The sequence below is a fragment of the Acrocarpospora pleiomorpha genome (assembly GCF_009687885.1).
Taxonomy (GTDB): domain Bacteria; phylum Actinomycetota; class Actinomycetes; order Streptosporangiales; family Streptosporangiaceae; genus Acrocarpospora; species Acrocarpospora pleiomorpha.
In genome coordinates this window covers 33348-45648 of the sequence record NZ_BLAF01000022.1, presented here as the reverse complement: position 1 = coordinate 45648, position 12301 = coordinate 33348, and the positions used below count along the sequence as shown (strand labels likewise).

Genomic DNA, 12301 nt, shown 5'->3' with positions numbered 1-12301 from the left:
GGTCTCTACCTGGGCAAACACCCTCAGCGTCAGTGGGCGAGGAAGTCCAGTAGTGCGCGGTTGACTTCCTCGGGGTGGGTCCAGGCGATGTTGTGCGGGCCGTTCTCGATGGTGACGAAGGTGAGGTCTCTGATCAGGCCCGGAAGCCGGGCGGCGGTGTTGGCGTAAGGGAGGATGCGGTCGTCTTCGCCGTGGATGAGCAGGGTTGGCACGTCGAATTTGAGCAGGTCCGGCCGGAAGTCGGTCAGCCAGGCGTCCACGCAGGCGTACGCCGCGTAGGGAGACGCGAGGACCGCCACGTTGAAGCTGTTCTGCCAGGCCTGGTCGCTGATCCGGGTGCCCCGGTAGACGTCTACGTTGTAGAAGTTGTCGAGGAATTCCTTCATGGCGGCGGGCCGGTCGTGGACGATCGCTTCCTTGATGGCATCGAAGACCTTGCCGTCCACGCCTTCGGGGTTGTCACCGGTCTGCAGGAGGAACGGCGGAAGCGCTCCCATGAGCACCGCGCGGCGCACCCGTTCCGAGCCGTACGTGCTGATATACCGCGTCACCTCGCCCGTCCCCATGGAGAAGCCGACCAGGTCGACCTCGTCGAGTTCGAGGTGGTCGAGCACCGCCTTGAGATCGTCGGTGAAGGTCCTGTAGTCGTAGCCGGTGGTGGGCTGGCTGGACTTGCCGAACCCGCGCCGGTCATAGGTGATCACACGGTATCCGGCCCGCAGCAGCACGCGTTCCTGCTTCTCCCAGGACCGGCCGTCCAGCGGGTACCCGTGAATCATCACCACCGGCCGCCCGGCCCCGTGGTCCTCGAAGTGGATATTGATGACGTCGCTGTTCTCCCGCCCGACCGTGACTTTCCCCATGAGTCCTCCCCCGAGGGACGCAGTTCCTACGGCCCAAGCTAGCAACGCCACAATTGCCGATTTCTTGGGATTTTGCGGTACGGCAAGGCACAGCCATCGCCCGTTTCATCGGCGTTGACGCATGATCGGCCCAGCCCCGAGCACCCGACCGGCTTGGCGAAGATATGCCGCAGAGTTGGGGGTGCCCGCCGCACCCGACACCAAGGCGGTGCAAAATCGCCATATTTGTCTACTTATGTCGGGATTCTCGGTCGCTGTCCCGGGCAGAGTCCGGACGAGAAGAGGGGGATGCCAGATGATCAATAAGATTCGTGAGAACGGTCTCACCTCCCAGCACATGTACATCGCCGGCTTCGCGTCCATGGGGCTTTCGATGGCGTCCTGGCTGCTCTCCAGGGCCGCTGGGGATGTCGGCATGGGGCGCGCCGACCACTGGGGGATCTTCATCGGACAGTGGGCGCCGACCTTCTTCACGCTCGGGATCGCCCTCCGGATCGAAGAGAGCATGGACGGCAAGCACGACATGATGGGCAAGTCCAAGACGGACATGGACTCCCGGATGGCCCGAAACGCTCGAATGTCCTCCCCGGCCTAACGGCCGAACGCGGGCGGGCTTCCGCATCAGCCCGCCCGCGTTAATCTGCTGCGATGGCCCAAGACCGAACGACATTGCGGCACACGTTCAACACCGACGCCGAACTATACGACCGCGTCAGGCCAGGCTATCCAGCCGAATTGTTCGACCGGCTGCCCACCGGGCGCGTGCTCGAAATCGGCTGCGGCACCGGCCAGGCCACCGAACCACTGGCCAGACAAGGCCGCCCCATCGTCGCGATCGAATTGGGCGAACAATTGGCCGACGTCGCCAAGCGGAAACTCTCCCGATTCCCTCAGGTAGAAATCATCACCGCCGATTTCGAGACCTGGCCACTGCCACCCGAGCCTTTCGACCTCGTCCTGGCCGCGACATCGTTCCACTGGATCGACCCGGACATCCGCGTGGCCAAAGCCGCGCAGGCGCTGCGCCCCGGCGGAACGCTGGCCACCATCGCCACCCACCACGTATTCGGCGGAACCACCGCGTTCTTCGCCGACGCCCAGGAGTGCTACCTGCGCTTCGACCCCGACACCCCGCCGGGCCTGCGCCTGCGACCCGCCGCCGAAATCCCCACGGACAGCGCCGAGATCGACGCCTCCCCCGACTTCGGCCCCGCCCGCTTCCACCGGTACGAATGGGACCAGCCCTACACCACCCAGGCCTACCTCGACGTCCTGACCACCTACTCCGGCCATATCGCCCTACCCCCTTCGGCCAGAGCCGGACTCCTGAACTGCATCGCCGACCTCATCGACAACAAATACGGCGGCCGGATCGTCAAGCGCTACCTCACCGAACTCCGACTGGCCGACCGCTGATCACGGGATCTTTACCAAGATCAGCCACCGGCTCGCCTTCGCCCGGGAATCAAGATCAAGGTTGATTCTCCAAGCGAAGGAAATATCCCATGCGTATATCGACCGTTCTGGCCGGGGCTGCGCTACTTCTTCTCACGCCCGCAATGGCGCCAGCCCAAGCGGCCACGACTTCCGCCGCGTCGCGCTGCTTCCAGTTGCCGTACTTCGGGCCGTGGGGGAAGGCCGACTTCGATTTCGGTCCCGCGACCGTCGAGCAGTTGAACCGCAACGGCATCCGGCTGGAGGGCATCACGCCGGTCAAGGTCAAGCGTGGCAACACCGGCATCTACATGCCGATCGGCTGGCAGCAGGACCATATCGACCCGTGCCGTGGCGTGTTCTATCCGGGCGGGTTCCGGATGGTGAATGACAAGACCAAGGAGAACATCTCGTTCGAGCGGTTCTACCTGCGGGTGGACGGCGTCTATTTCAATATGTCGGTCAATGGAGGTCCGTCGGCGGAGCTGCGGGTCGGCACGTACAAGCTGCTGGAGTTCATGCCGACCATCGCCATGCCGCGCCCGCTTGAGGGCGGCGTCGGGCCTCGGGTGTGGCCGTTCTACGTGGATTCCGGCTGGTCGAAGGCCGTCAAGCGGCTGAGCGGCTTCACGCCGCCGATCGGCCAGGTGCTGGGCAACCTGGACGCGGTCGTCAAGTACCTGCCGTAACCCGAAGTCCCGGCCGCCGGAGGTCCGGCGGCCGGGATCTCCTGAAGCTAGAAGCGGTGCGGCGGCGCCAGGTACGGGAACGCCGGGCTGACCGCCGCCGTCGGCGCGGTGACCTTCTCGTTCGCGATGATCAGCGACGGCGAGCCGGGCCCGGCGGGCTCCCCCATCAGCATCCGCACCAGCGTGGCGTGCGCGTCGTCACCGAGGCGACGGCCGTTCGGGTAACCCTGGGGATCGTCCTCGACCAGCCCGAACCGGTTCGGGTGGCTGCTGGGCGGGATGCTCATGTTCAGCCGGAGCTGGTCGCTCGGGATGACAGCGGCCGGGTCGACGTCCTTGTTGAGGACGTGCGCGTTGAGATCGTCCCGGATCGGCCCGGTGGACTTGGCCACTCCGGTGAAGAAGATCTGCCACAGGTCGCGGCGCGGCGCCGGGGGCACCTTGACGCTCCAGTTACTGGCCTTGATCAGCCTCGGCCCGATCGGATTCAGCACGAAGTTGGTCAACCGGGTGTTGTATCGATCCTCGATGGGGGCCATCGAGTTGTACGTCTCCCCCATCGTGAACATGGTCACCACGTCCAGGGCGGGATTGCCCATCCGCGACATCTGCGGATACCTGCCGTCCAGCCCGCGACGTGCGGCCGTCGCCCAGATCCCGATCACCGGATTGCGCGTGACGTCCCCCTTCAACGCAAGCGTGGCTTTCGGCACCTGGAGCACCATCGCGTTGACGTTGCCGTTCAGCACCTTGATCAGGTCGATCGGCGGGATGACCGGCGACCCCGTCATCGCCAGCCCCACCATCTTGGCGTTGCTGAAGAAGGAGTCCGCCGCCTTCGCGGCGAGCGTCCGGCCGCCGCCGGGCAGATCCACGATCGCTGCCGGCCGCCCCTCGCCGGTGGCCGCCAGCGGCACCACCCCGTTGCTCACCAGCGTCTTGACCGGCTCTCCCGGCCGGATCTCGTCCAGCTTGTACGGCTGACTCTCCCCCACCTGCGTCCCGAACGTCCACCGATAGGTGAGATCCGGAGTGCCGGTCCCCCGCTGGTCAATATGGATCTCGTACCGCGCGTCGGTAGCGAACCCCCGTCCGGAGAACTGCTGAATCGGCGCATAGTTGGTGACAAAGCACACCATGTCCGGACTGTCCGGGCAGACAAAGGCGTACAGGTCCGAGCCGTCCATCTGCGGATCCAGGACCAGCCGCGGCGCGTCCACATGGCTGGCGGCCGTGCTCGTCCCCGTGCTGGGCCCGGCCAGAACACCCCAGGTCATCGCCCCTACGGTCGCCGTGGCGACCACGGCCGGCAACGCTAGCTTGCTTCGTTTCACGTGTTTCCCCCGTATTTATTAGAAAGTCGTGATCTGGGTCAGCCGCAGCGGTGAATCGCCTGGTCGGCGGCTACGCGGCTGTCATGGAACGGGTTTCTGATAAATGCTTTCGATCTCCGCCAGATGACGGGCTTGGGTGCGCCCCGCACGCCGCAGCGCCCGGTCGAGGGCGTCGGCGACCTCGGGCGTCTTCCGCTGCCGCCACTCGGCGCGCAGCAGCCGGACCGCGGCCTCGGGGTCGCCGTGGCCGGTCTCGTAGCGGCCGAGCGCGAGCCGGTCGCCGGTGGCGCGCACCATCGCGAACTGGGCCCGCGCTTCCCTGTCTCGGCCGAGCTTGAGGAGGAGCTCGCCGTACTCCAGGAGGAAGGCCGGGGCGGGCAGGCGGTTGACGGCGGTCTGGTAGCTCACCGCAGCTTCGGCGGTCGCGCCGAGCGCGGCCTGGGCTCTGGCGCGGCCGGCGAGCGCGTACGCGTAGCCGGAGTCGGCCTGGAGGGCGCGCTCATAGGAGCGGAGGGCAGCGGCGGGGTCGGTCTGCAGTTCGCCCAGGCGGTGGTGGCAGAAGGCGACGTCCACCGGGTCGACGGCCGTGTCGGCGGCCCGGCGTAGGGCTTCGGCGGCTCGGGCGGGCTGGCCGCGCAGCTCGTACATGCGGGCGGCGCGAGTGAAGGTGGCCACGTCGGCGCGCAGGGCCATCAGGCGGTCGAGCGCCCGGGCCGCGCGGGCGGGCTGGCCGCGCTCGATGGCGGCGTCGAAGAGCACCGCGTAGGTGGAGGCCCGGCGCGGGTCGGCGCGCCGGGCTTTGATCCCCCAGGCGTAGCCCTTCGCGAAGTCGTGCTTGATGTTGGCCACGGCACCCAGGCCGACGACGGCGTCCAGGTTGCCGGGATCTAGCCGGGTGGCTTCCTGGAGCGCACCTTCGGCCTTGGGCACGTACGCGCTCTGCCCGGTCCGCCGGGCCCGCTCCGCGTAGAGATTGCCGAGCAGCGCCCACGTTCTGGCGTCGCCGGGATGCGCGCGCAGATACTCCTGCGTCCGCGCCAGCAGATCAACCTGAGGGGGCTGCGACGACCCGCCCGAACCGCCCGGCCCGAGCATGGTCAGCGCGACGGCGACGATCACGCCGGCACCCAGCGTCCTGGCCTGCACCATGAAGGCGATCATGGTATGCCGCCGACCGGCGCCGATCGCGCCGCCGGTCAGCGGCGGGTAATAATCAGGACTGGTAGACCTCGAATTCCGAGAGCTGCCCGGCCGGCCAGCCGGTGTTGCCGGTGATGTTCAGCCGCACGTAACGGGTGGACGTGCCCGCGAACGTGATCGTCACGGTGTTGCCGGTGGCGGGGTTGAAGACATATCCCGCCGAACCCACGATGGTGCTGAACGAGGAGCCGTTCGTGCTGCCCTGAACGGACAACGTCTGGGTACGCGTCTGCCACGCGGACGGCGGCGGCAACTTGAGCACGATCCTGCCGACCGTGACGGCCGCCCCCAGATCGACCTGGATCCACTGCGGGAACACGTTGTTGGCGCTCTCCCAGTAGGACCCGGCGTCGCCGTCGACCGCGTTGCCTGAGCCCAGGTTCTGGGTGTGGCTGCTCTCGGCGGTGGGCTTGCCGCGGGCCAGGTTGACGTTGGGCGCGGCGTCGGTGGTGACGTTCAGCGGGGCGGACGGCAGCGAGGTGTTCCCGGCCGCGTCACGGGCGACGACGGTGAAGCTGTAGGCGGTGGCCGGAGTGAGGCCGGTGATGGTGGTGGAGGTGCCGGTCGGGCCGGCCACGGCGGTGCCGTTCTGCCTGACCTCGTAGCCGACCACGCCCACGTTGTCGGTGGACGCGCTCCAGGAGAGGGAGACACTGGTGGCGGTCTTGCCGGTCAGGGTGAGGTTGCCCGGCACGGTGGGCGGCTCGTTCTCGCCGATGACCGTCGTGCCGTACACCTCGAATTCGGCGAGCTGCGCGGCGGGCCAGCCGGTGTTGCCGGAGAAGTTGAGCCGGACATACCGCGCGGTCCCGGACGGGATATTAATGGTCACCATATTTCCGGTGGCCGGGTTGAACGTGAACGCTGTCGGGCCCGCGAAGTTCGTGTACGTCGTGCCGTTGGTGCTGCCCTGGACCTGGATGGTCTGATTACGTGTCCCCCAGGCGGGCTGCGGCGGCAACTTGAGCACCACCCGGCCGATGGTCGCCGTCGACCCGAGGTCCACCTGGATCCACTGCGGGAATCCGTTCAGGCTCTCCCAGTACGAACCGGGGTTGCCGTCGACGGCATTGGACGCGGGGTAGCCCGGGTTCGTGCTGCTCGCGGTCGTCGGCTTGCCGCGCGCGATGTTGGGGTTGGGGTCGACGACGACCATCGGCACGGTGGGCCGTACGGGCGTGAGGGCGATCTGGCCTTTCAGCATGCGCCCGCCATCGCCGGTCAGCCGCAGGTAATAGTCCGACGAACAGGGCGTCCCGTCCTCGTCCAGGGCCAGCAAGCCCGAGTTCGTCGGCACGGTCGCCAGCGTTTCCGCGGTCTTGGCGATCTGGTTGCCCTCGTTGAACTCGTCGAACATCGAGATGTAGATGCCCTGGCAGCCCGCCCGGATGACGTTGTAGAACTGCCGCCACATGAAGTCGCCGTGCGCGCGGTGCCGGGCGGTGACCTCGCCGGGCAGCACGCACGGCTGGTAGTCGATGCCGCGCGCGTTGCAGTGCGCCTGGTCCGGCACGGTCACGTTGGTGTAGTGGTTGTCCGCCTCGCCGACGTTCTTGATCCGGCCGACCATCCACGGCGAGATCATGTCGTAGGCGTTGTAGACGTCGATGAAGCCGGGGCGGGAGTCGTTGATGCCCTGCCGCCAATGCGTCGGGACCCCGCCCATCACGTAACAGCCCTGGGCCTTGAACCAGTTGACGACGTCCAGGCAGGGGCCGGGGGCGAACGGGCGGCTGGGCTCGCTGAAGCCGAAGCCCCAGAGGCCGACGACGGGTTTGCCGTTCTGCCTGGCGTACATGGGAGAGGCGATGTGGGCCGACATCTTGTTCAGCCAGTCGGTCTTCACCTCCGACTGCATGTTCAGCCAGTCGGTGAGGTCGTACATGATGTACCACTTACGCCCGTTGGCCTCAGCCGCCTGCCGGACCTTCTGCGCCATGGCGTCCCGCGTGGGACCCTCGGCGCCATTGGGGTTGAACCGCTGCAAAGCGGCGGTGTCGATGTTGTTCTCCCGCATCCACCGGAAATGCGTATCCACCACCTGCTGGTCCCAGCTGGAGAACAACGTGGCAGGCTGCCCGTTGCCGAGATTGGCGTAGCCGGTGACATACGCGTTGGTGTATTCGCGCATGTCCGGCCACGCCACGATCGTGTTGTTACCAGGCGACGGCGGCACCTGGTTGTTGGCCCCGCTCCAGTGCCACCACGCGTTGATCGGCGCCCCATCCCCCTTACAGGCGAACCACCCCTGATAACCCACCGTGATCTTCCCGACCACGTCCCCCGGCGGACTCGCCGCACTCGCCGCACCGGCCAGCGTCGCCAGCACCCCCGTCGTCGACGCCGCCGCCAGAGCGGACCCGGTCACCGCGGAGGCCAAGAACCCCCGACGTGAGATCTCCACGCGCACTCCTCTGTGAGGGGGCGCGGATCAGGACGCGTGAACCGCGCGCCAGAAAGGCTCGAACCCCCATCGTGACAGGACCCGATACACGAGTGCAATAGTTGGAAATCTCAACGCAATCTTACGAGATCAACGCGCAAGAAACTCAGAAGTGCCAGGGGAATGGGCTCCAGTCGGGGGTGCGCTTCTCCAGGAAGGAGTCGCGGCCTTCGGCTGCTTCCTCGGTCATGTATGCCAGGCGGGTCGCCTCGCCCGCGAATACCTGTTGGCCGACCAGGCCGTCGTCGATCAGGTTGAAGGAGTACTTGAGCATGCGCTGCGCGGTGGGGCTCTTGCCGTTGATCTTGCGGGCCCACTCCAGGGCGGTTCGTTCCAGGTCCTCGTGTGGCACGACCGTGTTGACCATGCCCATCCGGTGGGCGGCCTCGGCGTCGTACGTGTCGCCCAGGAAGAAGATCTCCCGGGCGAACTTCTGGCCCACCTGGCGGGCCAGGTAGGCGGAGCCGAAGCCGCCGTCGAAGCTGGCCACGTCCGCGTCGGTCTGCTTGAAGCGGGCGTGCTCCCGGCTGGCGATGGTCAGGTCGGACACCACGTGCAGGCTGTGGCCGCCTCCGGCCGCCCAGCCGGGGACCACGCAGATCACGATCTTGGGCATGAACCGGATCAGCCGCTGCACCTCCAGGATGTGCAGGCGGCCGGTGGCGGGGGTGCCGTCCGCGTACTGGTAGCCGTCCTTGCCGCGGATGCGCTGGTCGCCGCCGGAGCAGAAGGCCCAGCCGCCGTCCTTGGGGGAGGGACCGTTGCCGGTGAGCAGCACGCAGCCGACGTCGGTGGTCATCCGGGCGTGGTCGAAGGCCTGGTAGAGCTCGTCCACGGTCTGCGGGCGGAACGCGTTGCGGACCTCCGGCCGGTTGAAGGCGATCCTGACCGTGCCCTGATCGACCGCGCGATGGTAGGTGATGTCGGTGAACTCGAAGGCGCCCACCGGCTCCCACGCCTTGTCGTCGAACAGCTCAGAAATCATTCCCACTCCCCAATATCGTCCTGCCAGCACTCTAGAAGCTTCCAACGGCCTCACGGACGCCGAAGATGTCGCGGACCGCGCCCAGCTTGGCCTCGGTCTCCTGCCATTCGGCCGCCGGGCTGGAACCGGCGACGATGCCGCACCCGGCGAACAGCCGCAGCTCCTGGCCGCTCACCCGGGCGCAGCGCAGCGCGATGCACCACTCCCCGTCGCCCCGGGAGTCCTGCCAGCCGACCGGTGCGGCGTACCGGTCCCGGTCCAGGCCCTCCAGGGAGCGCAGCAGTTCCCGCGCCGGGTGGGTGGGCGTGCCGCACACGGCGGCGGTCGGATGCAGCCGCCCGGCGAGGGCGAGCGCGTCGGTGTTGCCGCGCAGGGTGCCGGTGATCATGGTGGCCAGGTGGGTGACGTTGGCCAGCCGGAGCACGTGCGGGGTGGGCACGTCCAGGGTGTCGCAGTACTGCTCCAGGACGGCGATGGCCGAGTCGGCGGCCAGCGAGTGCTCCACCGAGTTCTTGGGCGTGACCAGGGTGTGGGCGCCGCCCGGCCAGGCCGTACCCGCCAGCACCAGGGAGGTGACGTCGCGGCCGACGCGGTGGGCCAGCAGTTCGGGGGACGCGCCGATCAGGCCGTCCACCGCGAAGGCCCAGCAGGAGGGGAAACGTTCGGTCAGCCGGGCGACGGCAGAGCGAGGGTCGAAGGAACCGGCCAGGCGGCCGCGGACGTCCCTGGCCAGCACCACCTTCTCCAGCCGGTCGGCCTTGATGTCCTGGACGGCCTGGGAGACCGCGCTGTGCCAGCGGGCTCTGGCCCCCGGTTCCGATCGCCAGTCGACGTGCGGCAGCCGAGCCCAGGGGACGCGCGGCGGTTCCTCCGGATCGCCGACCGTGGTCTTCCAGGCGATCCCGTCCCGGCGGCCGATCACCACCCGGGGCACGATCAGTACGGAAGTTCCCGGGCCGTCGTCAAAGGTGAAGCTGCCGAACATGATCGGGCCCGAGCCCGGACGCTCGACCTCGTCGCTGATCCGGCTGGCGGCCGTGAAACGCCGCCACCAGCGGCGGGCCAGGTCGAAACGGTCAGGACCGGAGATCTCGAACCGGGCGGCCTCCCCCCAGGCCACCATCCCGTCGCCGCCGCGCAGCCATAAGGTGGCTCCGGCGTGCGGCGCGACCTCCAGTAACGAGCCGGGGTCGTCGATCTTGACGGTGCGGACCAGCTCCATCAGGCCTCACCTCCCGCCGGGCGGCGCGCGTGCACGCTGTGCACGGTGAAGGAGACCGCGCGGAAACCGGGCTCGGCCATGAGCTTCCGGACGCCGGTGAGCTGGGCGGGGGTCATGCCCGCGGCCAGCAGCTGGGCCTCCAGGTGGTGGCTGTTGCTGATCAGCAGGCCGAGGCCGGGCGAATCAGGACCCCACACCTCGGTCTTGCAGGCCGGGTCCACGGCGGCGAAGCCCGCCTCGGCGACCGCCTGGGCGGCCGACCTGCCCCAGGTCGGGTCGGCCCCGACCGCGTCCAGCACGGTGGCCAGCGCGGTGAGGTAGGTCTCGTAGAGTTCCCGCGCCTGCTCGTCCGGCGTGAGCAGCGCGGGCCAGTGGGTGATGTCGATCTCGTCGAGCTGGAGCCAGCCGCCCGGGCGGAGCGCGCGCAGCAGGCGGGCCAGCACGTGCTGCCGATCCGGCAGGTGGCTGAGCACCAACCGGGCGTGCACCAGGTCGAAGCCCGCGTCCGGCAGCGGATCATGGACGATGTCGTGGCGGGTGACGGTGAGGCCCGGATGGGCGGGGATGAGGCCCGGCTTGATGTCCGTGGCCAGCACGCTGCCCTCGGGCGCGACCCGTTCGGCCAGCCAGCGGGCGACGCTGCCGCCGCCCGCGCCGATCTCCAGGCAGTGCCACCCCGCGGTCACACCGGTGCGGGCGAGACGCTCGAAGGTCAGCGGATCGAGCAGGTCGGCCAGACATCGATGCTGGTCGGCCGAGTGGACTCCGTCGTTGTCGAACACGTAGTGCGGCATGGTGACATGCGCCAACTGGATCTCCCCAGAAAGAAGCAGATGGACCAGTTCCGCATGCTAGACAGTCGTTACTCTGAGTAAGTATCTCGACACTCGCGACTTGGCCGGTTCCTCAGGAAGTGCGGATTCCCCGCCGGAAGACGGCCGCCGGACGCCGGAGCAGGCGGTGGTCCTTCGTCGGGTCGCCTTCGACCGCGAGCAGGTCGGCGTCGAAGCCGGGGGCGATCCTGCCCTTGCGGTCGTCGACGCGGCAGGCGCGGGCGGCCAGGCTGGTGAACGAGCGGAGGACCTCGGTGGGGGTGCACCCGGCGAAGTCGACCAGCATCTCGCCGCCGTAGGGGAGGATGCCGTGCGGCTTGACCGGGCCGATGCCCGCGTCGCTGCCGCCGATGATCTGAACTCCGGCCGCGTGCAGCAGGCGCATGCCCTCGGCCAGCAATGCGATCCGTGGCGCGATGCTGGGCGGCGGGACGAAACCCGGCAGGAGGCCGACCGTCAGCGAGGCGAAGACGCCGCTGTCGGCCAGCCGGGCGATCAGGTCGTGGTCGTGGCTGACGCTGTCCTCGGTGAAGAACGAGACGTGCTCGATCGAGTCGAAGCCCGCCTCCAGCGCGGCGGCGATGCCCGCCCCGGCGTGCGCGTGGCCGGTGATCGGCAGGCCGTGCAGGTGCGCCTCCTCGGCGGCGGCGCGAATCTCGGCGGGGGTGAACTGCAGCAGGTGGGAGTGGCTGCCGGGAGTCATCTCGCCGCCGGTGACCATCATCTTGATGGCGCTCGCGCCGCGCGCGGCCCTTTCCCGTACGGCTTCGCGGATGCCTTCCTCGCCTTCGGCCTCGCCGCCGAGGAACCAGCAGTGGCCCCGGGGCGAGGTGATCGGCGCTCCGGCCGAGAGGATCTCGGGGCCTTCGGTGAACTCCTGGGCCAGCTTGATGGCCAGGTAGTCCTTGTCGCCCAGGTCGCGGACAGTGGTCACCCCGGCGGCCAGGTGCTGCTGCGCGGCCGCGTGCATGCGCTCGTAGAGACCGTCCTCGTCGAGGCGGGCGACGGGGTCGGGGCCGGCGTCGAAGGCGAGGTGCACGTGGGTGTCGATCAGGCCGGGCAGGAGGGTCACGTCGCCCAGGTCGAGGGCGTTCTCGGCGTCGTCGAGGAGTGCGGTGATCCGCCCGCCGTCCACGACCACCGCCCGCGAGTGGATCAGGTCGTGACCGTCGAAGATGCGCTGCGCGCGAATGATGTGCATGTGATCGATTGCACTGCGAGTCGGGGGCGGGGGCATGAGTACCCCCGTACTCGAAACGGGTCTTGACGGCTGTTGAACTGTAAATAAAGCTTACTAA

The 12301-nt window shown here is 68.3% G+C and carries 11 protein-coding genes; 3 read left to right on the top strand and 8 right to left on the bottom strand.

The window, feature by feature from the left end; translation table 11 throughout:
- Positions 1-29: 29 nt before the first annotated feature.
- Positions 30-863, bottom strand: a complete 834-nt coding sequence (locus tag Aple_RS20575; RefSeq protein WP_155346270.1) for an alpha/beta fold hydrolase — start codon at positions 861-863, stop codon at positions 30-32.
- A 295-nt stretch (positions 864-1158) separates the two neighbouring features.
- On the opposite strand from Aple_RS20575, the gene Aple_RS20570 reads away from it, so the two are divergent.
- The 3 genes from Aple_RS20570 (at position 1159) to Aple_RS20560 (ending at position 2986) form a co-directional block, all read left to right on the top strand.
- Positions 1159-1458 carry a hypothetical protein gene (locus Aple_RS20570; protein ID WP_308805508.1) on the top strand — a complete coding sequence of 100 codons (300 nt, stop codon included), beginning with the start codon at positions 1159-1161 and terminating at the stop codon, positions 1456-1458.
- Positions 1459-1511: 53 nt separating this feature from the next.
- Complete coding sequence (locus tag Aple_RS55580) at positions 1512-2279, top strand: class I SAM-dependent methyltransferase (protein WP_155346269.1); 768 nt, start codon at positions 1512-1514, stop codon at positions 2277-2279.
- A gap of 89 nt (positions 2280-2368) precedes the next feature.
- Entirely contained in the window at positions 2369-2986 is a 618-nt protein-coding gene (locus Aple_RS20560) for a hypothetical protein (protein ID WP_155346268.1), read from the top strand.
- A gap of 47 nt (positions 2987-3033) precedes the next feature.
- Here the strand turns inward: Aple_RS20560 and Aple_RS20555 are convergent, their stop codons facing one another.
- The 7 genes from Aple_RS20555 to Aple_RS20525 all read right to left on the bottom strand — a co-directional run bounded on the left by Aple_RS20555 (position 3034) and on the right by Aple_RS20525 (position 12204).
- The gene (locus tag Aple_RS20555; protein ID WP_155346267.1) at positions 3034-4320 is read right to left on the bottom strand and encodes a DUF4331 domain-containing protein; all 1287 of its coding nucleotides are present in this window, start codon (positions 4318-4320) and stop codon (positions 3034-3036) included.
- A gap of 81 nt (positions 4321-4401) precedes the next feature.
- The gene (locus Aple_RS20550) at positions 4402-5481 is read right to left on the bottom strand and encodes a tetratricopeptide repeat protein (RefSeq protein WP_155346266.1); all 1080 of its coding nucleotides are present in this window, start codon (positions 5479-5481) and stop codon (positions 4402-4404) included.
- A gap of 52 nt (positions 5482-5533) precedes the next feature.
- The gene (locus Aple_RS20545) at positions 5534-7924 is read right to left on the bottom strand and encodes a galactose-binding domain-containing protein (RefSeq protein WP_155346265.1); all 2391 of its coding nucleotides are present in this window, start codon (positions 7922-7924) and stop codon (positions 5534-5536) included.
- A gap of 145 nt (positions 7925-8069) precedes the next feature.
- Positions 8070-8948 (bottom strand): 1,4-dihydroxy-2-naphthoyl-CoA synthase, encoded by an 879-nt coding sequence (locus Aple_RS20540; RefSeq protein ID WP_155346264.1) that lies wholly within the window; start codon positions 8946-8948, stop codon positions 8070-8072.
- Positions 8949-8979: 31 nt separating this feature from the next.
- Positions 8980-10170, bottom strand: a complete 1191-nt coding sequence (locus tag Aple_RS20535) for an isochorismate synthase (protein ID WP_155346263.1) — start codon at positions 10168-10170, stop codon at positions 8980-8982.
- A complete protein-coding gene (locus tag Aple_RS20530) occupies positions 10170-10979 on the bottom strand; it encodes a class I SAM-dependent methyltransferase (RefSeq protein ID WP_246264668.1) in 810 nt (269 codons plus the stop codon). The genes Aple_RS20535 and Aple_RS20530 overlap by 1 nt, the downstream gene beginning before the upstream one ends.
- Before the next feature lie 97 nt (positions 10980-11076).
- On the bottom strand, positions 11077-12204 hold the full coding sequence (locus tag Aple_RS20525) for an amidohydrolase family protein (RefSeq protein ID WP_155346262.1): 1128 nt from the start codon (positions 12202-12204) through the stop codon (positions 11077-11079).
- Positions 12205-12301 lie beyond the last annotated feature (97 nt).